Source organism: Thermotomaculum hydrothermale (assembly GCF_016592575.1).
GTDB classification, from domain to species: domain Bacteria; phylum Acidobacteriota; class Holophagae; order Thermotomaculales; family Thermotomaculaceae; genus Thermotomaculum; species Thermotomaculum hydrothermale.
In genome coordinates, this window is sequence record NZ_AP017470.1 from 407,348 (window position 1) to 429,056 (window position 21,709).

General features: G+C 33.5%; 21 protein-coding genes. 16 read left to right on the plus strand and 5 right to left on the minus strand.

Annotated elements, in window-relative coordinates:
- Nucleotides 1-28: 28 nt before the first annotated feature.
- From TTHT_RS01855 to TTHT_RS01870, 4 genes are all read left to right on the plus strand, one after another.
- Nucleotides 29-313: a hypothetical protein gene (locus TTHT_RS01855; RefSeq protein ID WP_201328342.1), complete on the plus strand. Its 285-nt coding sequence runs from the start codon at nucleotides 29-31 to the stop codon at nucleotides 311-313.
- Nucleotides 314-889: 576 nt separating this feature from the next.
- The gene (locus TTHT_RS01860) at nucleotides 890-1,639 is read left to right on the plus strand and encodes a hypothetical protein (protein ID WP_201328343.1); all 750 of its coding nucleotides are present in this window, start codon (nucleotides 890-892) and stop codon (nucleotides 1,637-1,639) included.
- Nucleotides 1,640-2,092: 453 nt separating this feature from the next.
- Nucleotides 2,093-2,599 (plus strand): hypothetical protein, encoded by a 507-nt coding sequence (locus TTHT_RS01865; protein WP_201328344.1) that lies wholly within the window; start codon nucleotides 2,093-2,095, stop codon nucleotides 2,597-2,599.
- 248 nt (nucleotides 2,600-2,847) lie between these two features.
- Complete coding sequence (locus TTHT_RS01870) at nucleotides 2,848-3,642, plus strand: hypothetical protein (RefSeq protein WP_201328345.1); 795 nt, start codon at nucleotides 2,848-2,850, stop codon at nucleotides 3,640-3,642.
- 189 nt (nucleotides 3,643-3,831) lie between these two features.
- Here TTHT_RS01870 and TTHT_RS01875 read toward each other — a convergent pair whose 3' ends face one another.
- Entirely contained in the window at nucleotides 3,832-4,254 is a 423-nt protein-coding gene (locus TTHT_RS01875) for an HD domain-containing protein (protein WP_201328346.1), read from the minus strand.
- Between the two features lie 211 nt (nucleotides 4,255-4,465).
- Here TTHT_RS01875 and TTHT_RS01880 point away from each other — a divergent pair, with 211 nt between their 5' ends.
- Both TTHT_RS01880 and TTHT_RS01885 read left to right on the plus strand, forming a co-directional pair.
- Nucleotides 4,466-7,867 (plus strand): UvrD-helicase domain-containing protein, encoded by a 3,402-nt coding sequence (locus tag TTHT_RS01880; RefSeq protein WP_201328347.1) that lies wholly within the window; start codon nucleotides 4,466-4,468, stop codon nucleotides 7,865-7,867.
- Nucleotides 7,860-10,859, plus strand: coding sequence for a PD-(D/E)XK nuclease family protein (locus TTHT_RS01885; RefSeq protein ID WP_201328348.1), 3,000 nt, complete (start codon nucleotides 7,860-7,862; stop codon nucleotides 10,857-10,859). Before TTHT_RS01880 ends, TTHT_RS01885 begins: the two co-directional genes overlap by 8 nt.
- Nucleotides 10,860-10,913: 54 nt before the next feature.
- Here TTHT_RS01885 and speE read toward each other — a convergent pair whose 3' ends face one another.
- The 4 genes from speE to rsgA form a co-directional block, all read right to left on the minus strand.
- Entirely contained in the window at nucleotides 10,914-11,750 is an 837-nt protein-coding gene (gene speE, locus TTHT_RS01890) for a polyamine aminopropyltransferase (protein ID WP_201328349.1), read from the minus strand.
- 25 nt (nucleotides 11,751-11,775) lie between these two features.
- Nucleotides 11,776-12,174, minus strand: a complete 399-nt coding sequence (gene speD / locus TTHT_RS01895; protein WP_201328350.1) for an adenosylmethionine decarboxylase — start codon at nucleotides 12,172-12,174, stop codon at nucleotides 11,776-11,778.
- Nucleotides 12,175-12,415: 241 nt separating this feature from the next.
- The gene (locus TTHT_RS01900) at nucleotides 12,416-13,729 is read right to left on the minus strand and encodes a B12-binding domain-containing radical SAM protein (RefSeq protein WP_201328351.1); all 1,314 of its coding nucleotides are present in this window, start codon (nucleotides 13,727-13,729) and stop codon (nucleotides 12,416-12,418) included.
- Between the two features lies 1 nt (nucleotide 13,730).
- Nucleotides 13,731-14,633 (minus strand): ribosome small subunit-dependent GTPase A, encoded by a 903-nt coding sequence (gene rsgA / locus TTHT_RS01905; protein WP_201328352.1) that lies wholly within the window; start codon nucleotides 14,631-14,633, stop codon nucleotides 13,731-13,733.
- A 128-nt stretch (nucleotides 14,634-14,761) separates the two neighbouring features.
- On the opposite strand from rsgA, the gene tatA reads away from it, so the two are divergent.
- From tatA to TTHT_RS01955, 10 genes are all read left to right on the plus strand, one after another.
- Nucleotides 14,762-14,962, plus strand: coding sequence for a twin-arginine translocase TatA/TatE family subunit (tatA, locus tag TTHT_RS01910; protein WP_201328353.1), 201 nt, complete (start codon nucleotides 14,762-14,764; stop codon nucleotides 14,960-14,962).
- 3 nt (nucleotides 14,963-14,965) lie between these two features.
- Nucleotides 14,966-15,352: a Sec-independent protein translocase protein TatB gene (gene tatB, locus TTHT_RS01915; protein ID WP_201328354.1), complete on the plus strand. Its 387-nt coding sequence runs from the start codon at nucleotides 14,966-14,968 to the stop codon at nucleotides 15,350-15,352.
- Nucleotides 15,324-16,085, plus strand: a complete 762-nt coding sequence (gene tatC, locus TTHT_RS01920) for a twin-arginine translocase subunit TatC (RefSeq protein ID WP_201328355.1) — start codon at nucleotides 15,324-15,326, stop codon at nucleotides 16,083-16,085. The genes tatB and tatC overlap by 29 nt, the downstream gene beginning before the upstream one ends.
- Before the next feature lie 299 nt (nucleotides 16,086-16,384).
- Nucleotides 16,385-16,564, plus strand: a complete 180-nt coding sequence (locus TTHT_RS01925) for a hypothetical protein (protein ID WP_201328356.1) — start codon at nucleotides 16,385-16,387, stop codon at nucleotides 16,562-16,564.
- 11 nt (nucleotides 16,565-16,575) lie between these two features.
- Complete coding sequence (locus TTHT_RS01930) at nucleotides 16,576-16,755, plus strand: hypothetical protein (RefSeq protein ID WP_201328357.1); 180 nt, start codon at nucleotides 16,576-16,578, stop codon at nucleotides 16,753-16,755.
- Between the two features lie 11 nt (nucleotides 16,756-16,766).
- The gene (locus tag TTHT_RS01935) at nucleotides 16,767-16,961 is read left to right on the plus strand and encodes a hypothetical protein (protein WP_201328358.1); all 195 of its coding nucleotides are present in this window, start codon (nucleotides 16,767-16,769) and stop codon (nucleotides 16,959-16,961) included.
- A 39-nt stretch (nucleotides 16,962-17,000) separates the two neighbouring features.
- Nucleotides 17,001-17,810, plus strand: coding sequence for a glycine cleavage system protein H (locus TTHT_RS01940; RefSeq protein ID WP_201328359.1), 810 nt, complete (start codon nucleotides 17,001-17,003; stop codon nucleotides 17,808-17,810).
- Between the two features lie 330 nt (nucleotides 17,811-18,140).
- Complete coding sequence (locus TTHT_RS01945; protein ID WP_201328360.1) at nucleotides 18,141-18,932, plus strand: 4Fe-4S dicluster domain-containing protein; 792 nt, start codon at nucleotides 18,141-18,143, stop codon at nucleotides 18,930-18,932.
- Nucleotides 18,933-18,934: 2 nt separating this feature from the next.
- Nucleotides 18,935-20,080, plus strand: a complete 1,146-nt coding sequence (nrfD, locus tag TTHT_RS01950) for an NrfD/PsrC family molybdoenzyme membrane anchor subunit (protein ID WP_201328361.1) — start codon at nucleotides 18,935-18,937, stop codon at nucleotides 20,078-20,080.
- A gap of 39 nt (nucleotides 20,081-20,119) precedes the next feature.
- On the plus strand, nucleotides 20,120-21,709 hold the full coding sequence (locus tag TTHT_RS01955) for a sensor histidine kinase (RefSeq protein ID WP_201328362.1): 1,590 nt from the start codon (nucleotides 20,120-20,122) through the stop codon (nucleotides 21,707-21,709).

Sequence of the window (21,709 nt, forward strand, 5' to 3'; positions counted from 1 at the left end):
AATAAATGATAGAAGTTTTGAGGAAATAATGGTTCTTTTGGAAACCAACAATTATTTTAAAACAGGAAAGTCTGCTCTTTATAAAATCTCAATAGCAGGAAAAATCCCTAAAGTGAAAATAGAATTTGAAAATTATAACAAGGTTATAATCCTTTTACGACATTTTTTTATTGCATGTTTGTTGCAAACTGTAATTGGCCTGATAAATATTATGGAATTTTTAAATCACAAAAGCTCAAAAACGACGGAGGTTTACACCTATGTAACTACAAAGAATCTTTCAGCAACAAAAAATCCGTTTGATAACCTATAGGAGGGCGTGAAATATGATTATAAAAGGATGTAAATGCAAACAGTTTCCATATCTTTCAAATTTAGTTTTGTATCCTAACGGTTTGGATATAACTGAGTTAAATGAAATGACTGAATGGGAGTTTTATGAATAAAAAGGAGGTGTATATGGGGTACATTTGTCAATATTGTGGACATAGATCTCCATCTGCAAGTGGAGGATCTTGTTCATACAGTCCTACAAGATCACACGTTTATATCCAAGAATCATCAAGCGGATATATATGTTCATATTGTGGACATAAATCTTCATCTGCAAGTGGTGGGAGTTGTTCATACAGCCCTCATAAAAAACACAGATACATAGTAAAACATGCGGGGCAATACGTTTGCAAATATTGTGGACATAAATCTCCATCTGCAAGTGGTGGGAGTTGTAGTAAAAGTCCTTTCGGAAAACACGAGTATATCTAGTTTGTTAAGCCGTTCAGTCATTTCATTTATTAGCGGACATACGGTTTCGCTATGTTTCTTCCAAATTCGGCAAAGTTAAATTTATATATCTACAAACCTTTAACAGAAATTACGGGTTTCAACTATGAATAATAAACAAGAAAAAATAGTAGAAATTCTAATCAAAAAAGGAAAAAAATTATTAAATCAACCATACAAAAGGATTATATTTACTAAAAATTCGGATGCTAATGATTTACTTAATGATATTGAAAATTATCCTCATGTATTCGTGCTTGCTTGTATGATGAATAGGCAAATAAAGGCAGAGAGAGCTTGGTTGATCTCTTATGAAATATCTAATGAGATTGGTGGATTTGAATTTTTTAGATTCCTGACAATAAGTCAAGAAGAGTTTAGGGAAATGTTTATGAGAAAAAATCTTCATAGATTTAATGATACTATGGCAAAGAATTTCTATCTTGGAATCCAAAAATTACATAAAGATTACAACAATGACGCGTCAAATATTTGGAAAGGAAAACCAAGAAGTGCAACAGTAGTTAAGAGATTTTTAGAGTTTAAGGGTGTTGGTGTTAAAATTGCAACGATGGCAGCAAATATATTAGCAAGAGAATTTAAAATTCCGATGAGTGACTATATTTGTATAGATATATCGCCTGATACCCATGTAAATAGGGTTTTCAAGAGATTAGGATTTATTTCTAAAAGTGCAAGTGATCATGAGCTAATCTATGCTGCTAGAGAACTTAATCCAGAATATCCAGGAATTTTTGATTTGTCATGTTGGGAAATAGGAAGAAAGTGGTGTAAACCAAAGAAGCCTGATTGTGATAATTGTTATTTGTATCGGTATTGCCCAAGGAAAATTTGAGGTGGAAATATTGGATTAATATTTCAAGATCGTGGTAAAACCGTTTTACTCTTAATTAATATTGAAATATTCTACCTATCAATATTTTTTCATTATATTTACATTAATTATAAATTTTAGTCCAAGGAATTTTGTTTTCTTTTGCTTTTTTTATATCATAGAATTATATTTTTAATAGGCTGCTCAAAGATAATGATATTTTTCACACGGAATTAGTTAAGTTGACAAAGGTGTTAAAATCCCTGGTGATTTTTAAATTAGGTTGTTAATTCAAAATATACAAGAGTTCAAAATAGGGAATAATTATGTGTAAAATAACCAATAGCAAGCAATTAAAAATGAAAGAGCAGCATAGATTAGGTGGTTTTAAAAAGCAACTATTTGTTTTTTATTAGAATGCCTGATTTTATGTTATGTCTTATCAACTTTTAGGAAAGAAAGGAGAAAATTATTATGAAAATGTCATTTATCCTTGTTTTGACAACGATTTTTTTAATATCTCCCGTTAATGTGTTTTGTCAGGAAAAGCCTACAAAAAACAAACAAAATGCTCAGTCCTCACAGATTAAGAATGATTCACCATTATCCTTCCTTCCGAAGGGAACTATTATCCACAAGCGCACAAAGGATAAAATTTATGTTTTCCTTCCTCATAATACTAAAATTCAGGGATTGTTGTGCAGAGGGGATAAACATCAGGGTTGGGAAACAGTTTTTTATACCAACGGCAAACTGGCATTAGCCTGGTTGGCAAAACCGGCAGTAATTCAAGGGATTCCCTGTGCAGCCGCCAGTTTCTGGACAGAACTTTTTGGTGGCACAGCAGCGGTTACTTTTCACCCTGATGGCAAATTGGCAGGGTGCAAGTTGGCTAAAGATGTAACCATTGACGGCCACACCTTCAAAAAGGGAGACTATGTCCGTTTTGACTCTAAAGGAAAGTTGATTTTGAAAAAATAAAATATGAAGAATATAATAGTTTTATCGTGTTGGCTTAAAGGGAGAGGGGGTTGGATTTTATATTGACTTTTAGATTAAATTATTGAGTCAGCATAAAAAAACAAAATAATCACGCATTATGGGTAAAATAAATTTTAGCAAGCAATTAACAAAAGGTAAATATTGATTAGGCGTTCTAAAAGAGTAATTTTTGATTTTACAATGTTACACTTAATTTTATGTTATGAAAAAATAGTGTGGGGTTGCTGATGAAATTAATTAAAAAACTTAAACCTGTGTTTGATGAAGACTATGAAGAGTGGAATGAGATTGTTAGCGAAATAAATGGTTTTATTCCCCCTTTATTTTGGTATGGGGGGGCGGCATTTGATATGGAACCAATTGTTTCATTGTTTAACGGCTCATTTCCAAAAGATGCTCAGAGATTTTTATCACCAAATATTTTTCCAGTCCTTACTGATTATAATTCAAAAATATGTGAGGCAATTAAGTATATCTATGAGCATTTTTATAGTGAAAACTTTTCTATTGATTCTTTGCCAAGAGATTACTGGTTTAGAATGCAATTAAAAAGGTTTGAAATATTACAAATGATTCCATTAACTTTATTTGATCCCGATGAATTAATGAAAATAAGAAGTAATTATAAAGGGTTCCATTCAAGCGTTACAACTTCAGTTGTTCCCGATGATAAATGGCACTTTGTTTTCATTAATGCTGCAGTAGAAGGAGAAAATATTAGTTTTCTGTATGGTCTTATTGAAAATTTAGTGTTCTGGAAAGAAGTTGTTGAATCAAACAACCTTAAAATTGAATCTTTTTGTGGACTAAGGTTAGGTGGAAAATCAGGTAGTTGGGACTTTACACATAGTCCAAGTAGTGGAAAATTGTTTAATGCTATTCGCAACAGTAAAGCAAGCAAACCAAAATTGTGGATTGCTGATGAATGTTATGAACTTAGAAAAATTTGGAGAGAAATAGAACCCCATGACAATGGGTTTTATGGACAAATGCATTTTTTTGAAGCAAAATGGGATTTTTAATTCAGAAATTGAACTAAAATTTCTTAATAAATTTTTAACATGATACGATTAAGTAATATTTTATTCTTGTAATAGGGACAAATGTTATTAAAAAAAGTGTTATATTCTCTCACAAACTTATAAAAAACTTTTTTAAATAATCGATTTTTGGGGTATAAGTTCGGTTTTTATTTAATTTGTTTTGGTTAGTTACTCTTTTTCAAGAAATTGTTTTGCAAATTTGTATTTTTCAAGCCTTTTCAAGTCTTTTTCTGTGATTTTATTTAGCCTTGAAGTGTCCATGTTGTGCTCTAAATCGGCAAGTTTAACCTTTCTTGCAATTGGGTTTGCTTTTACTCTTTTTAGGTAATCCTTGTATTCTTCCCCTTTTTCCTTTGTCATTGCTTCAACTGCGGAAATTACTTCTTCTGAATATCCCATTTTCTTTAATGTTTCAAAACTTATATCTTCTATGTCTTCAACAATGTCGTGAAGAAGGGCAACAATCTTTTCTGTTTCACTTTCCATTTTTTCAGCAACAGTTAAAAGGTGCTCAATGTAGGGTTTTCCCCCTTTATCTTTTTTGTCTTTGAATTTTTCTTTTACAAATTCAAGTGTTTTTTCATAGTTCATAAATTATCCCCCTTTTTCTATTATGGTTTTCTTTTATTTGATTGCAATGTTGGAGAACAGTCAATAAAAATATTGTAAAAATGTGGAGAGTATTCCTTAAAATTGCACAAAAAATGTGGAGTGTGTTCCATATTTAAATAGAAAATTGTGGCAAAATATAATTCTTCGTATTGATTTTTTTGGTGTATAATTTGTTTAAAATGAGGGAGATATGGAAGAAAATAACAAGAGACTGATAATCTATAAGGCTTCAGCAGGGGCGGGGAAGACATACAGGCTTTCTCAGCACTATGTTAACCTTCTAAAAACCTATGCAGATACTTTAAAATCCCAAAACAATAAAATTCAGATTAAAAAAATTTGCGGTGAGAACAGGGATAATGAGAAAGAAGACGGCAGGACTGTTTTAAGCCTTGATAATATTGTGGCAATTACCTTTACAAATAAGGCTGCCGCTGAAATGAAGGAAAGGGTTTTAACCTTTCTTAAAGAGATTGCAATGGGAAGAAAAACTGAAAAAGAAGGCTTTTCCCTTCAAAAAAAAGAGGCGCTTGATGTTTTAATATCTGTTATAGAGAATTTTTCCGATTTTCAGGTAACCACAATTGATTCATTTATGAACAGCATTTTTAAGGCTTTTGCGGTTGATTTGAATGTTTATCCTGATTATGACATTACATTTGAGGAAAAGGAGATTTTTGATATTGCTGTTGGGGAGTTGTTTGCAGATGAGAGGTTTAGTAACACTCTTTTATCCTTTTTAGATGTGTTGCTTCAGGTTGAAAAGGGCGGTTTTGACGGGGAAAGGATAATAAGGAATGCATTAAACAATTTCAGGGAATCGGATTTTTTAAACAGGGTTTTGCAGGATAAAGCAAGGTTGAGGGATTATATTGCGGTTAATACTGACGAGGATAGTTTTTCCCTTTTGTGGAATTTGTTTAAAGTGAATTTTGAAGCAAAATTCGGTTCTTTTAAATGCCAGAGTGAGGTTAGTAATTTTTCTCAAGCCTTAAATTTTATTAAAGAAGAGATGGGTATTGTTTTTGAAAACCTTAATAAAGAGTGTGAGTCAATTTCAGGGTTACTTCACGGAACTAAAGCAAAGTGGCTTAAAAAGAAAAACATAGAGGATACTTTCTCCTCTAACATCTGGGAGAAAATGCTAACAAAAGATGGAGATTATGCAGGGCTTATTCTTTCAAAAAGTGGAGACCAAAAAATAGATTCATTTAAAAGGGATAAAATTAACTCTTATCTTGAATGTTTGCATTTTTTGTATAAATCCTATTACCTTTTTAAGGCTGTTTACAATGACTCTTCATCTGTTGAGGTTTACAAAAAGGTGCTTGAAATAGAAGAGGATATTAAAAAATCCTTAAACCTGGTTATTGGCGGGAAGATAACGGAAAGGGTTAAAACTATTTTAGATGATTACTCCCTTCCATACGCTTTTTGCAGGTTAGGGGAGAGGATTAACCATTACCTTATAGATGAGTTTCAGGATACTTCAGATAGCCAATTTGACGCAATGTGTCCAATTATTCACAATGCCTTATCCGAAGGGGGAAGCCTGTTGGTTGTTGGGGATAAAAAGCAGGCAATTTACGGCTGGAGAGGCGGGGATTACAGGGTTTTTGACAGGGTGGAAAGCAATAATGATAATTGCTCATTGATGAGTGTTGTTGAGGAAGATGAGTATTTAAATAAGCCTATAAAAATAAATTACAGGTCTGCTAAAAACATTGTTAAATTCAACAATAATGTTTTTGGACAGGTTGTAAATAGAGACTCTGCCCAACCTATTCTGGTAAGTTTTGAAAAAGATGAAAAAGATAAGGCATTTCAGGAGATTGAAAAAGTTTTCAGGGATTTCAAACAGGAACCGAATTCAAAAGAGAAGGGCTATGTTGAGGTTAATTTGTTTAAGTGCAATTCAAAAGATGGAAAAGACGCCTGCGTTGAAGAAAACTATAAGAAGGAATTTTTCAGGATTTTAAAGGATACTTTAGAGAGGTTTTCAGGGAAAGACATAATGATTCTTGCAAGGAGAAAGGAAGATTTAGGTAAGATTGCAGAGTTTATCTTTGAATTCAACGCTGAATATAAAAAGAATGTGTCTTTTGTTACCGAGGACTCTTTAAAACTTTTGAATAACAGGGATATAAAAAACCTGCTCCTGCTTTCAGGTTTTTTTATAAATGTTAGCGATGTTTCGCTGTTTAAAGGCCTTGCTGAAAACGGATTTTTTCCACTTGAAGACAAATCTAAGTTTTTTGAAGAATTAAGTGAAGCGAAAGGATTTTCAATTTTAAAGGCAAAGGAGATTCTCTCTAAAACAATAAAACAGGGATTGGGTATTGATTTTGCTGAAATTTTTGAGGAGAGTTTTCTAAATTCAAAACTTCTATCCCCTTACGAATTTTTCATAAACCTGATTTCCTGTTTTGATTTTTCCGATTACTCTTTCGGCTTTGATTTAAAGGAAAACGGGGCATACTTTGACAGGTTTTTAGAGGTTGTTTTAACTCTCTCTGAAAAGGGAAACTCTGTTGCTGAAATTGTTGATTACTTTTATCAAAATGAGGACATTACTCTTTCAATGCCTGAAAATATTGATGCTATAAGGCTTATGACAATTCACAAGGCAAAGGGGCTTGAAGCAGAGGTTGTAATTATCCCGTTTTACGATTGGAGTATGGTTGGAAGGTTAGATTCAGAGTATATTGAGTTGGATTTAAAAGACTGGTTTGAAAAGGCGGGAAACAGGAAGGTTATTCTTAAAAACGACGGCAGATTAAGGGAGATTTCAAAAAAGGCAGGGGAAAAGTATTTTGATTATAAATTAAGAAAGTTTATTGAATCGCTAAACCTTATGTATGTGGCAAATACAAGGCCAAAAAAAGAGTTGTACATAGTTGGCGCTTTGATTTATAAAGACAAAGAGTTTAAGGATGTTTCAAAAACTTACATTACTTCGGCTTTTGTTTTGAAGAATCTTGCAGATAATTTTCTTGAAGAAAAGGACAATATGTTCCATTTTGCTTCAGGTGAGAAAAGCAAAGGGAAATCAATTGAAGAGGAAAAAGGAAAATCAGGAGAAGAAGTTTTTTCCTTTGCGCCTTCAATAAGGCAGCACTTTAAATCTATTGAGGAAAGGGATTATTTGTTTGACTATAAAAGCGAAGAGTTTGGAAATCTCTTTCACCTGACAATGAGTTTTATTAAAGATTTGAAAAGTGAAGAAAACATAAATGAGGTTGTGGAAAAGGCGTACGAAAAAGCGGCGAAACTTTCAGGAGTAAGCGAAGGCTTTGAAGAGGTTAAAAAACTTGCACGACAAACGGTTTTAAATTTAAAAGATTACTTTTTTAATATTGATGCTGAGTGGAATGAAAAGGAAGTTATAAACAGAAAGGGGTTTATCTTCAGAATTGACAGGCTTGTTTTGAAAAATGGCGAGTACATTGTAATTGACTATAAAACAGGGGCAAAGGATTTGGAAAAACACAAAACTCAAATTGTAAATTATCTCAATGTTTTTAGAGGCAATAAACTAAAATCTAAAGGCATTATTTACTATACGGAAGACGGAGAAATTGTAAATGTCTGAATTTAAACTAATTGCAGTTGATGTATCAATAAATTTTGTTGATTTAATTTCAAAGGATGTTGAAAAGTTAGCGGGGAAGGAAAAAGAGGTAATTGTTATCTTCCCAAATGTAAGGCCGTTGAGGTTTATTGAGAAGAATCTCTCCCTTGCTTCTTTGTTGAATGTGCGTCTATTTTCAATGGGGGATTTTGTAAGGGAGACTGTAATAAACTTTTCTGAACCCCCCCCTGAAATTCAGGATGAGATTGACAGGCTAATCTTTATACTCAACATTTTGAAGAAAAACAGGGATTTATACACAAAATTGGGTAATGACGACTCCCTTGTTTTCCCGTGGGTTAAGAGGCTTTCCTCTCTTTTCAGTGAAATTGACACTCAGTTAATTGATAGCGTTAAGGATTTTGAATACTTTGACAACACTGTTAAACAGGCAAAGATACTTCTTGAAAATTTAAACTCTCTTTACAATGATTACAGGCATCAGGTTGAAAATAAAAACCTTTCATTTGGCGGGGATTTGTACAAAAGGTGTGTGGAAATTTTTGAAAACGGGAAGGTTGAAAAGGAATTTAGCGCTAAGGTTTTTATCCTTGCAGGCTTTTCGTACCTTACAAACAGTGAAAAAAGGATAATTAACTATTTAAAGGATAACTTTGAAACATACCTATACTTTCAGGCAGATACAGAAAACAGGCTTCACAGAATAGGTGAAAAAAACTTTGATGCTTACGGTGTTTATAGAAAATGGTTTAGCGGGAGAGAGTGGGATAAAAAGCCTGAATTAAGAAAGGGGTTTGAGTTTGAGCCGGAAATAAAATTTTACGAAAGTTACGATGTTCACTCTCAGGTAAGGCAGGTTGTTAAGGCTTTAAAGGATTTAAGTGAAAGTGAGAAAGTTAATGATTTGAATAATCCTAAAAAGATAGGGATTATCCTTCCAGATTCAAAGACTCTCTTTCCGTTATTGTTTTACATTTCAAACATTTATGACAGTGAATTGCCAAAAAACATAACAATGGGATTTCCCCTTTCAAAAACAGGATTCGGGGATTTTCTAAACAGGCTTTTTAAAACACTTGTTGATATTGAAAGAAATGGGGGTAAAAAGGTTTATGTCCCTGTTTTTCTTAAACTTATAAAAAGCGAGATAATGGCATTTTTCAACCTTAAAGCAAAAAATGAATATTTTGATTTGCTTTTCAATTTTCTTATTGAGAATAACATTGTTTTCCTTGATTTTGATAAAACAGATGAGCAGTTTGAAGGGGAGAGGGATTTAGGGGATTTTGCCATTAAAATATACAAAAATTTATTAAAGCCTTTTCTTGAAGCAGATAGTTTTGAATCATTGCACAGGGCTTTTGAAAACCTTTATTCACTTTTAGATAAAGATAGTTTGAAAAATTCAGGCTATGTTTACGATGCAATTGTCCTTGATTACTTTTTAACCTCTGTTGTTGCAAGGTTAAATTCCCTGAAAGAGGAAAATTTAAAAGGCATCAACTTTAACCAGAGGCTTTTTTATTCTGTTATAAACACTCTTTCAAAGTCTGTTTCTGTGCCATTTGAGGGAAATCCCCTTAAAGGGATACAGATTATGGGGATGCTTGAATCAAGGAGTTTGTCATTTGATTACCTTTTTGTCCTTGATGTAAACGAGGGGATTTTGCCTGACACTGAGAAAATAGACCCTTTAATGCCTGAATCCTTAAAGTTTGAGTTGGGGCTTTCTTCATTTAAAGACAGGGAAAGGCTGATAAAATACAACTTTTTCAGGCTTATTGATTCAAGCAAGAATGTTTACCTGTTTTATCAAAGCGGCCAGACAACACTTGAGAAGAAGACGAGAAGCAGGTTTATTGAACAGTTAATCCTTGAAAAAGAGTTTGAAAAAGGAATTGATTTAAGCGATGAAATTATTAAAGCAAAAATGCCTTTGTATTCACTTAACCTTAACAAAAATAAGAAGGATAATTCACTTCCCTGCGAGTTCAAGGAAGGGATTGAGAAAGATAAGTGGATGCAGGATAAAATAGAGGGATTTTTCAGGGAAGGCAAGGGTATTTCAGCAACCTTTATTGATAATTTTCTGCAATGTCCTTATATGTTTTATTTACATAGGATAGCGGGAATTGAGGAAAAGGCTTCCCTTGAGGAAAGCCAGAGGGCTGACAAGGTTGGAACGCTGATTCACCACCTTCTTGAAAAGGGGTTTGAAAAGCATAAGGGAGAGTATTTAACAGAAAAATTGATCTCAAATATTCGCAAAAAGGTTTTAGATGAAGCGGTAAATTTTATAGATAGAGGGCAGTTTAAGTACTTTGATTTTCACGGTGTTGAAGATGTATTTAAGTATTTAAAAAACCTTGAAAGTGTTAAAAAAGAAATTTTGAAAAAGGTTGTTGAGTTTAGGTTGAGTAAACTGTTTGAATTTTTCATTCATCAGGTTAAACAAGATGAAAGGCTTCAATTAATTGATGTTGAAAAAGAGATTGAAGTTGAGGGGTTTGAGTTTGAAGGAAGAAAGGTAAGGTTTTACGGAAAGATAGACAGGGTGGAGAAAATTAACGGAGATACAATTAGGATTGTTGACTATAAAACAGGAAGGTATGCAAAAGTGCCCTCTAAAAAGAAGTTGTCAGAATTAATGGCTGACGATTTAGATGACAGTGTGTTATGTGTTGAATACTTAAAAAACTCAATAAACTCAATCCAATTGCCGTTTTACATTTACCTTTATTCAAAAAAAGAGAATGTGGAAGATGTTTCTAAAATAAAAAGTTGTCTTTATCTTTTAGGAGAGTCAAATTTTAAAGATATTGAGAAAGAATTTGATTTTAATGGAGTCCCTTCTTTTGGTAGGCTTGAATATTTTGAAAATATTTTAAAACTAATTTTTGATAGAATGCTAAACTCAAAATTTATTGTTGCAACTCCGGGAGACTCCTGCAAGTTCTGCAATTACAAACACTTCTGCCTTTTTTCAAAGTAAAATAAATATTTCTATTAATTTACCAATAAAAAAGGCGGCTTATGCCGCCTCAATTTACTCAATTAAATCTTTTACAAATTTAGGCAATGCAAAGGCTGCTTTGTGTACTTCAGGGGTATAATACTTCAATTTTTCTGCGAAATCTTTTGTAAATTCAGGATTTAAATCGTTTATATAGTGGTATTTTTTTGATGCAAAGGCAAAAGACCACATCCCTGTTGGATAGGTTGGAATAAATGCAAGGTAAGGAGAAACTATAGGAAATACCTGTTTTAAAGATGAGAAAACCTCTTTAATAAAATCTCCCTTTAAAAATGGATACTCTGTTTGAGCAACCATTATCCCGTCTTTTTTTAGTGCATCAAAAACAAATTTGTAAAAATCTGTATGAAATAAGCCTTCTGCAAAAGCAACAGGGTCTGTTGAATCAATAAAAATAATATCAAATTTATTTTTGTGGTTTTTTATGTATTCAATACCGTCGTCAATTATTACACTTACCCTTTCATCGTCAAAACCGCATGCAACAAAGGGTAGGTGCTTTTTTGATATTTCAACAACCTCTCTGTCTATCTCCACAAGGGTAATATTTTTTACCCTTGAATGCCTTTCTATCTCTCTTATTGTTCCCCCGTCTCCACCACCTATTACAAGAATATTTTCAGGCTTAGGGTGGCATGATAGGGCAATATGTGAAATCATTTCGTGGTAAACAAACTCGTCTTTTTCGGTAAGCATAACAAAATCATCAAGGGTGAAAAGCCTTCCATACTCCACTGTGTCATAAACTGCAAGTGTCTGGAATTTGCTTTTTCTAAACTCAACTAAATTTTTTACTCTAAAAGACAGACGCAAATTATCTGTCTGATTTTCGGTAAACCAGAGATTCATGTTTTTTCCTCAAAAATCCGCTTATTTATGCGGTTACAGGTTTATGATGATACTCTTTTAATTCCTGATTAACTATGCCTAACTGGCCTCTTTTAAGTTCCATTGCTGAGTAATGTGAGCATTCAAGAGTCTTTTTTAAATGCTCAAACGCTATCCATGGGTCAACTGTTTCTCCGCAGGTGAATAAATCAACAGCGGCATAGCCGTATTCAGGCCAGGTATGGATTGTTAAATGGGATTCGGCGATTATTACAACACCTGAAACACCGTGAGGGCTAAAATGGTGGAAATTGCTGGTAACTATTGTTGCGCCAGCCATATCAGCTGCTTCATTCATTACCTTTTCAATGAAATCTGCTTCGTTAAGAAGGGAAGGATTGCAGTCATAAAACTCTACTAAAATATGTCTTCCTAATGCTTTCAATTTTTACCTCCTTTTGCTATCCGTTAGTGTAATCTCTTTGTAAAAAAGTGTTAATACCCCATATCTTTTTCCCTACGCATCGGTCATAACATAGGTCAGAAACCATAAATCCTCCTTTTGACCTAAAAAATAAAAAAAAATGCGCAAATTTAATTTTAATCTTTTTTTTGTGCTATGCAATAAAAAAAATTAACAAAATTAAGTTTTTTTATTATGAAAAAATAGAGGTTTTATAGAGGATTCAAGCTGATTGTTTCTTTGATAGGTTTATTTTTCTTGCTAATTTGAAGGCAAAAATCATTTCCTCTGTTGTAAGTGAATTGTTCCAGGAATAAAAGGAAGAGCCTTTTGTTAATACAGGGGATTTTTTTTCAAATATAGATTTGTCTGTATATCCTTGAATCCCAGGAACGGGATAAAACGGGGAAATTCCAATTAAGCAGGGAAGTTTTTCAAGGAATTTTATGGTTGAAATGGTTTTTTCAAAGCTATCGTTTTTCAAGCCTGTAATAAAGTAAACAATTGAAGGAATTTGATTTTTTTTAAGAAAATTTAAGGTTTCAATAAGTTTATCAACACTTGCAGGCCTTTTGTTTTTTTTAAGTATGTTTTTATCAATATGTCCTATTGAAAGGTTAAACTGTTTGACGCCTAAATGAATAAGTTTTTCAACAGTTTCGATATCAAGGAAGGTGTGGTCTATCCCGTTTTCAAACGAAAATGTTGTGTCAGGAAAGTGTTTTTTAAATAACTTTAAAACCTCAATTAAATAGTCCTTAGCAAGTAAAATATTGTCGTCTTCAAAGTTAATATTTGCATTTTTTAACTTGAGTTTTTTTATCTCTCTTTCAATCTTTTCAATAGGTATTGTTCTAAATTTTCTCCCCTGCACTATAAAGTTTGAACAAAATGCGCATTGCTTTGGGCATCCCCTTGAAAGAATTGTTGAGTAATAGTTTCTTTTTTTTGTTGAAAGGGTTTTTGTTAGAATGAAGTCTAATTCATCTTTTTCAGTTAATCTTTGAGGTTTAATAATTCCATAAGTTTTCCCTTCAATTGCCTTTAATACACTTTCCCCTATTGTTTCAATTTCCCCTGTAAAAATTGCATTGAAAACTAAAGTTTTTTCAAAGTATTCAGGAAAGCAGGAAACTCCGCTTCCCCCTGCAAACATTGGGGTTTTTGGAAATTCTTTCTTTAAAAAAGTTGTAAACTCAATAAACTCCTTTGCATATGCAAAGGCAAAAAGGGAAAGCACTATACAATCAGGGGAAAAGTCTTTAATTAATTTTGCACATTGTTCAAAGGAATAGCCAAACCTTTTGTATTTTTTGAAAAAAAGGTTGTCTTCCTGTTTTAAAAACGGCTTCAGGTATTCCAATTCAAAAGGAAGTTTTGTTTCTTTTTGCTTTTTGTTTGGAAAGTCAAAGAGTTTACATTGAAAACCGTATTTTTCAAGAAAGTTTTTAACATACCTTGCACCTAAAAAAGCCCCTCTGTGAGGGGTGTAATAAAAATCTTTGATAGGGGGTATAACAATTGCAATCTTTTTCAATTTAATCCCTTTTTATATTAAAGGAAAAGTCCTCTTCAAGTATTTTCAGGTAAGAGTTGTACCTCTCTTCCGAAATCTCTCCCTTTTCCAACGCTTCCTTTACTCCGCATTGAGGCTCTGTAATGTGCATACAATCGTTGAATTTACAGGTGTAATCTGTAAATTCCCTGAAAAAGCCTGACAATTCCCTTTCATCCATAATGTAAGATAGGTCAACTTTTGAAAAGCCTGCTGTATCCCCTATAAATGAGTTTTCTCCAAAGGGGATTAAACTTGCTCCCACTGTTGTATGCCTTCCCCTTTTTGTTTTTTTGCTAACCTCTCTTGTTTTTATCTCAACACCTGTAATTGCTGTAATTAAAGATGATTTTCCCACACCTGAAGCACCTGCAAAGACACAAATATTGTCGTGAAGAAAGTGTATTAAATCATTTAAATTTTCTTTTTCCTTTGCAGAAACCTTAACAACTGTGTATCCGGCAGAGGTGTAAATATTTTCCCATTTTTCCAATTCTCTTTTTTCTTCCTCTGTTTCAAGCAGATCTATTTTATTAAATACAATTACAGGTTCAACCTGGTAATAGTCGTAAGCAACAAGAAGTTTGTCAAGCATTCCTGTGTTTATTGGCGGATTTTTTATTGTTGTGATTAACAAAACCTTGTCAACATTTGCAATTTTTGGCCTGAACAACTGGTTTTTTCTTGGAAGTATGTTTTCTATAATGATTTTTCCATCATCTGTTAACTCTCCCTCAAAGTAATCGCCCACAAATATTTTTTTCATTTTTTTCTTAATTAGTGTTCCCCTTGCAAAGGCAAGGTATCTTTCTTTTAACTCAGGTATATACCCGAAAGTTCCCAAACCTTCTTTTGAAATAATTATTCCTTTGTATTTCTTTCCCATATTGCCTCCCTTTCTGTTTCATTTTAGATAATCTATAAGTTTTTGTCCTTTAGTCAAATTTTTATTTGCTTTATTAGGTTTTCTATTGTGCTAAAATCAGTTTGAAGTTCTTTGTAAGGAGATTGCTTATGAATATTGGAATGGGAGAAGCGCTATTACTTTTGCTTATTCTTTTACTTTTGTTTGGTGGGAAAAAGTTACCAGAACTTGCTGAAGGGTTGGGCAAGGCTGTTAAAAATTTTAGAAAAGCAGCTTTAGATGATGAAGAAGATACAGAAAAGAAAGAAGAAAATACAACTAAAAAGGAAGAAAGCGGAAAAGAAAAGTAATCAATGTTCGGTATAGGTTTTGGTGAATTACTTTTATTGTTGGTTATAGCTTTAATTGTTTTTGGGCCTGAAAAATTGCCTGAGGTTGCAAAGACATTAGGTAAGTTTTACAGGCAGGTAAGGGATTACTCTGATTCTTTAAGGGAAACTGTTGAGCGTGAATTAAACCTTGAAGAGTTTAAAAAGTTAAACAATATTCCAGATGAAGTCTCTCAGCTTGTTTTACCTAAAGAGGAAGTTGAGAGACGAAAGAAAGAGGTATTGGAGAGGCTAAAAAGAAAACAGGCTGAATCAGAAGAAAATGGAATTAGTCCTGAAAAAAGTGAACAGGCAAGTAATATTAATTTAGATGACGGGAATAATGGTGGAAGAAAAGAAAGAGAAGAATGATAGGGAATTTAAAAAGCAAACTTTTTTTGAGCACCTTGCCGAATTAAGGTCAAGGTTGCTGTGGAGTATAGGCTATTTAATTTTAGGCTTTATTGTTGCCTATGCCTTTCATAAGCAGATTTTTCACCTTATAGCCCTTCCCTTGCTTGAAATTGCCCCAAAGCAGTACAAAAGTATTTTTGCTTTCCATCATTTAAGTGAACCTTTTTTTACTTATTTAAAACTTTCTTTTTATGCTGGGATTTTTATAGCATCCCCCTTTATCCTTCATCAACTATGGCTTTTTATTTCTCCAGCTTTGTATAAAGAGGAAAAAAGGTATGCTATCCCATTTATCTTCTTTGCCACATTGCTATTTTTAGCAGGGGGAGCTTTTGGTTATTTTGTTGGTTTAAAGTATATGATTTCTTTCTTTTTAAGTGAGGCTGAAGGCCTTGTTCCAGTACTTACAATGGAAGGTTATTTCTCCCTTGCCACAACTGTAATATTAGGAATGGGGATTGTTTTTGAAACGCCTATACTGATTTTTTTCCTCTCTATAATGGGGGTTGTTGATTACAAATTCTTAATCTCAAAATTCAAGTATGCTATTTTCTTTATCTTTTTAATTGCTGCAATAATTACCCCTTCCGGAGACCCTATAACACAGACTGTTTTTGCAGTCCCCATGCTTTTGTTATACATATTGGGGATTTTAGTTGCCTATCTTTTTGGTTCCAAAAAGAGCGAATAAAACTTTGTTGAAAATTGCCACATATGTTAAAAATTACCACATTTATCTAACTTTAAGAAAATAAACAAAAAAAAATTCTCATTCAATTTCTCTGTTGAATATTTCTGCAAAATTATTATTATAAAAATTCTCTTTATTTGCTTAATTTGTTGAAAATAAAGTATTTATTTGTATTTGGCACGGCTTATGCAAATATTCATAGGTGAAGGCCGAAAGAGGCAAAGGCCTTCAGGGTTCTTTGAAAAGTCAGGTGTTAAACGATGAAAAGATTTTTAAAAATTAAATATAAGGAGGCTAACATGACTGTTTTATTGGTAATTTTAACTTTTGCCGTTTGCTTTGCAATTGGTACTTACCTTGAGCGTAAAAGGGAAGCTGAGAAAAGGGTAAAAATGGCATCTATGGTGGCGAATGCGGCATTTGCTCAGGACGGTGGAGAGCCTGTTAAAGATACTGAAGAAAAAGAAGATAGAAAATAAGGGGGATAAAGATGGTTGCTTTATTAGTTGTTTTAACAATTGTTGCGTGCTTGACGGTTGATATGATTGTTCTTTCAGTTAGAAAAAAGAGAGCGGAACAGAGGAAGCTTGCCCTTGAACCTAATCTTATGTTTGCTCAGGATGGTGGTAAGCCGGTTAAAGATAATGAAAAAAAAGAAGATAAGAAATAAGGAGGATAAAGATGGTTGCTTTATTAGTTGTTTTAACAATTGTTGCGTGCTTGACGGTTGATATGATTGTTCTTTCAGTTAGAAAAAAGAGAGCGGAACAGAGGAAGCTTGCCCTTGAACCTAACCTTGTGTTTGCTCAGGATGGTGGTAAATCTGTAAAAGAAGATAAAAAAGAAGTTTCGAATACTAAAAAGGATGAAAAATAGCAAGAAGGCCTTCGGGCCTTCTTTTTTTGGAGGTGTGTTATGACACCGCTTTTGGTTTTCTTAAGTTTTTTATTTGGGGCTGTTTTTGTTAATTCGAAAAAAACTGAGAGAAATGTTTTGTCGTTTAAGGTTGAAAGTGAAGGATTAAAAGAGGTTTTTCCTGACTTAGACTCTAATAGAAAAATATGCAAATACTATTTTTCAGGGGATTTAGAATCACCATTAGTATGCGATAACGAATTTGAATGCAGGGATTGCCCCATACATAAACGCTTTGTTAATTCTTTGGTTTTCACAGAGGAAAAGTTTTTTTGTACGAAAAAGGTAATGGGTCTGGATTTTTCACCGTGTATTTTTTATCACAGGGGGCATACTCTTTTAAGCATTACAAAAAATGGTAATGTTCTTGTGGGGATAGATTCCTTTATTTTAAATTTAATAGGTAAAAAAGCAGAAAAGGTTGTTTTACCTGAAGAGGGTGATTTTATTGAGGCGAATGAAATAGGTTTTTCTTTGATAATAGAAAAGGATTACTTCCCTATTTTGTCACCTGTTTCTGGTGAAATAGTTAAGGTAAACGACAATATTGCACAAGATATAAAGGATAACAAGGCATTTGTATGGCTTTGTATGGTAAAGCCATTTAACCTTGAAGAGGATCTGCCATCATTATTGCTGGGTAGAGAGGCAGAGGAATGGTTTAAATATGAAGTGAATTCTTTTAAAAACAATTTGTTTAGAGATTCTGAATTTGCGGCAGATGGCGGGGAGTTGGCTATATCCAATTTAAATACCATTCCCGAAGATTTTGTTGAGAATTTTCTATATTCGTATAAAAGAAGGGGTTAATAGATTGTTAGAAATTTCTACATATGTGGAATTTTGCAACAATGAGTATAATTTAAACATTTTAAAAAAGAAAGTTTGCATTCGATTTTTTAAATGTGGTATTTTTCTACATTTTTTTTATTTATGTTTTTCTGAGAAAATTTTTATTTTCTTTGTTTTCTGTAAGTTGTGTTTTGGCACGATTTTTGTAGAAAATATCTACGGGGATTTTTCCCACATTTTTTATAGTGGAAAGGACATTTTGTTAATATTTTCATTATTTTTCATTGCGTTGAATAAAAAAAAGGATTAGATTATGGACATAGGTTCATTCTTAATTTGGAGGCTTAAATGAGTAAAGCAATGTTGATTGATTTAACCGAGTGTGCGGGATGTGGAGTATGTGCTGAGGCCTGTAAAAAAGAACATAATTTGCCTGGTAAGGTTGGGAAAACCTTGGATTATGCAAATTATACAGTTGTTAACGAGGTAACCGATGATGTTTACATGAGAAACCTGTGCAGGCATTGTGTTGACCCTACCTGTGCATCGGTTTGCCCTGTATCTGCATTACACAAGACACCAGAAGGCCCCGTAGTTTATGATTTTGACCTCTGTATAGGTTGCAGGTATTGTATGATGGCATGCCCTTTCCAGATTCCAAAGTATGAATGGCATAAGCCTATTCCGCAAGTTAGAAAATGTATTATGTGTTATGACACAAGGATTAAAAAGGGATTGCCGACAGCCTGCGCTGAAGCCTGCCAGAACGAAGGTGGTGGAGCAACTTACTTTGGTGAAAGAGATGAGTTATTGAAGATGGCACACCAGAGAATTAAGGATAATCCTGATACTTACCATAATTTTGTTTATGGGGAACACGAAGTTGGTGGGACAAATGTTATGTTTCTTCTCCCTAAAAATGTTCCTCTTGAAAAGTTTGTCCCCTATGGATTAAAGAATAATCTTCCTACGGAACCTTTGCCTGATTTAACCTGGAATGTGTTGAATAAAATCCCTGTTTTTGTCCCTGTTTGGGCTACATTTCTTACTGGAATGTGGTGGCTGAACAATAGAAAGATTGAGGTTGAAAAGAATAATGGAATAAAACCTAAAGATAACGATGAAAACAAAGGAGAATAATCATGAAAATAAAGGGATTTAAAATAACATTCTGGCGCGTTGTGGCGGCGATTATCCTTGTTGCAGGTGCTATTGCAACCTATCAAAGGTTTGTGTATGGACTTGGAGCAGCAACAAACCTTTCTGATAAATTTCCCTGGGGTTTGTGGGTAGGTTTTGATGTTATAAGCGGTGTTGGGCTTGCAGCTGGAGGCTTTACAATAACCGCTATAGTTTACATATTTAATTTAAAAAAATACCATTGCATTGTTAAGCCCACTGTTTTAACCGCGTTTTTAGGCTATTCATTTGTTGGTATTGCTTTGCTTTGGGATTTAGGTAAGTACTTTGACATATGGCATCCCCTTGTTTTTGGAAACCATCATTCCCCTATGTTTGAGCTTGCCGTTTGCGTTGCAACATATACTGCAGTTTTAGCCCTTGAATTTTCATCATTTGCTTTGGGCAAGTTTAAATGGTTTAGGAAGCCTGTAAATTTTTTAAAGGGGATATATATTGTACTTGTAATTTTAGGTGTTTTGATTTCAACATTGCACCAGTCTTCGTTGGGAACTCTCTTTGTTATTGTTCCTGAGAAATTACATCCTCTGTGGTACACAAAACTCCTTCCAGTTTACTTTTTTGTTACAGCTGTTGGTGCAGGATTGGGAATGACTATTGTTGAGTCATACCTTAGCTGGAGGGCTTTAGGCCACGAAGCACCCCTTGATGTTTTGGCAAACCTTGCAAGGGGAATGGTTGTTATTCAGCTTACATACTTTGTCGCGTATTTTGAAGGATTGATTGTTGGACATAAACTTCATTACCTTTTTGATGGTTCATTCTATTCCTTTATGTGGTGGCTTGAAACCTTACTGTGGACTATAGTTCCAACAGTAATTGTCTTTAAAAAGAATTGGATTACAACAAGAGTGGGTGTTTTTACAGCAGGTTTTTCCTATGTGTTGGGGTTTCTCCTTAACAGGTTGAATGTTTCAATGACTGCTATGGAATACTCTCTTAAAGCAAACTATTTGCCATCATGGCAGGAGATGGCAGTGTCTGCCTCTTTTGTGGTTGTTATGTTTATAATCTTCGGATTTGCAGTTAAGTATTTTGATATTTTTGAAGAAGAGCATCCTTACGAAGAACAGATTGAAACAACATAAATTCAAGCCCCGCAAAATGCGGGGCTTTTTGAGGTTAATATGAAGGAAAAAATAAGGACTTTGAGATTTAAGGTAATGTCAATTGTGGCAATTGCCCTTACAACAGGTTTCTTTATATTTGCTTTTCTTATACTTTCTCATCAGGAGAGGGTTTATTATGATTATTTAAAACTTAACCTTAATACAATTTCTGACACAATTTTAAAGGCATTAGAGATTGATATGATGCAGAATAACAGGGAGGCTATAGAGAGTACACTGAAACTTATTGGCCATCAGGATTTAATAAAAGAGTTAAGGATTTATAGCCATAAGGGAAATATTTATGCATCTATAAATGACAATGAGAAAAGAAAAAAGTTGTCTTTGTCGGAAGTTCAATGTGCAGTTTGTCATTCTCAATCTAATAAGGCTTTGACAAATATTGATAAACAGGATTATCTGGTTTTTTATAAAGAAAAAACAACAAACCCATGTACCTTAAAAGCTATTGTCCCTATTTTAAACTCTCCTAAATGTTATTCTGCTTCATGCCATGCGCATAGCAAAAATGAAAAAATACTGGGTTTTTTAAACATTGCAGTTTGTACTCTGAAGTTACATGAGTCTTTAAATAAAGATAGATGGATAATTTTGCTTATTTCTGCTATATTTGTTTTTGTGCTTTCATACCTTATAGTATTTCTACTAAAACGACAGATAACTTTTCCTATAAGGCAGCTTGTGCAAAGTACAAAAGCAATTAGTGTTGGAGATTTTAACCTTGATTTGCCTACTGAAAAAAAAGATGAAATTGGGGAACTGGCAAAAGCTTTTGAAAAAATGGTTAAGCGTATTGAAGAGTTTAAAAAGGAATTGGAAGGCTGGAATAGAGAGCTTGAAAAAAGGGTAGAAGAAAAAACGCAGAAACTAAAAGTTGCCCAAAAAAAGATTTTGCAGGCTGAAAAAATGTCTTCCCTTGGCAGGCTTGCTGCAGTAATTGCCCACGAAATTAACAACCCTATTTCGGGGTTGATTGTTTTTATAAACCTTTTGAAAAAGCAGATTGAAAGAGGTGATTTAAGTGAGAGAGAGCTTGAGAGAATGTACAAAAACCTTGCTTTAATGGAAAGCGAGGCAAAGAGATGTGGGAAAATCGTTTCAGAATTACTTGCTTTTTCTAAAAGGGAAAGCGAAATAGTTCCCTGTGATATTGTTGAAATCATTAATAGGGCAGTAAGTTTAATGCAAATAAAATTAAAGGATAGCGATATAAAAATTGAAACTGAATTTGCGGAAAAACTTCCAAAGGTAAAGTGTGACCCGTCAAAGATGCAACAGGTGTTTATTAACCTCATTCAAAATGCTGCTGATGCTATGCCTTTAGGTGGCAAAATAACTATAAAGGCAGAGTATAATGAAAAAAGAAAAGGTGTTCAGGTGAGTCTCTCTGACACAGGAGTTGGAATCCCTGAAGAGTATCTTTCCCATATCTTTGAACCATTCTTTTCTTCTAAGGATAACGGGCAAAGCATTGGAATAGGCTTGTTTGTAGTTTACGGGGTTATAGAGCAAATTGGGGGGAAAATTACAGTTGAAAGTGAGGTAGGAAAAGGAACAACCTTTAATATATGTATTCCAACTGTTTAA

Coding starts and splice junctions, on each gene's coding strand:
- TTHT_RS01855 (WP_201328342.1), top strand. CDS start 29: ATGGTTCTTTTGGAAACCAACAATTATTTTAAAACAGGAAAGTCTGCT.
- TTHT_RS01860 (WP_201328343.1), top strand. CDS start 890: ATGAATAATAAACAAGAAAAAATAGTAGAAATTCTAATCAAAAAAGGA.
- TTHT_RS01865 (WP_201328344.1), top strand. CDS start 2,093: ATGAAAATGTCATTTATCCTTGTTTTGACAACGATTTTTTTAATATCT.
- TTHT_RS01870 (WP_201328345.1), top strand. CDS start 2,848: ATGAAATTAATTAAAAAACTTAAACCTGTGTTTGATGAAGACTATGAA.
- TTHT_RS01875 (WP_201328346.1), bottom strand. CDS start 4,254: ATGAACTATGAAAAAACACTTGAATTTGTAAAAGAAAAATTCAAAGAC.
- TTHT_RS01880 (WP_201328347.1), top strand. CDS start 4,466: ATGGAAGAAAATAACAAGAGACTGATAATCTATAAGGCTTCAGCAGGG.
- TTHT_RS01885 (WP_201328348.1), top strand. CDS start 7,860: ATGTCTGAATTTAAACTAATTGCAGTTGATGTATCAATAAATTTTGTT.
- speE (WP_201328349.1), bottom strand. CDS start 11,750: ATGAATCTCTGGTTTACCGAAAATCAGACAGATAATTTGCGTCTGTCT.
- rsgA (WP_201328352.1), bottom strand. CDS start 14,633: ATGGGAAAGAAATACAAAGGAATAATTATTTCAAAAGAAGGTTTGGGA.
- tatA (WP_201328353.1), top strand. CDS start 14,762: ATGAATATTGGAATGGGAGAAGCGCTATTACTTTTGCTTATTCTTTTA.
- tatB (WP_201328354.1), top strand. CDS start 14,966: ATGTTCGGTATAGGTTTTGGTGAATTACTTTTATTGTTGGTTATAGCT.
- tatC (WP_201328355.1), top strand. CDS start 15,324: ATGGTGGAAGAAAAGAAAGAGAAGAATGATAGGGAATTTAAAAAGCAA.
- TTHT_RS01925 (WP_201328356.1), top strand. CDS start 16,385: ATGACTGTTTTATTGGTAATTTTAACTTTTGCCGTTTGCTTTGCAATT.
- TTHT_RS01930 (WP_201328357.1), top strand. CDS start 16,576: ATGGTTGCTTTATTAGTTGTTTTAACAATTGTTGCGTGCTTGACGGTT.
- TTHT_RS01935 (WP_201328358.1), top strand. CDS start 16,767: ATGGTTGCTTTATTAGTTGTTTTAACAATTGTTGCGTGCTTGACGGTT.
- TTHT_RS01940 (WP_201328359.1), top strand. CDS start 17,001: ATGACACCGCTTTTGGTTTTCTTAAGTTTTTTATTTGGGGCTGTTTTT.
- TTHT_RS01945 (WP_201328360.1), top strand. CDS start 18,141: ATGAGTAAAGCAATGTTGATTGATTTAACCGAGTGTGCGGGATGTGGA.
- nrfD (WP_201328361.1), top strand. CDS start 18,935: ATGAAAATAAAGGGATTTAAAATAACATTCTGGCGCGTTGTGGCGGCG.
- TTHT_RS01955 (WP_201328362.1), top strand. CDS start 20,120: ATGAAGGAAAAAATAAGGACTTTGAGATTTAAGGTAATGTCAATTGTG.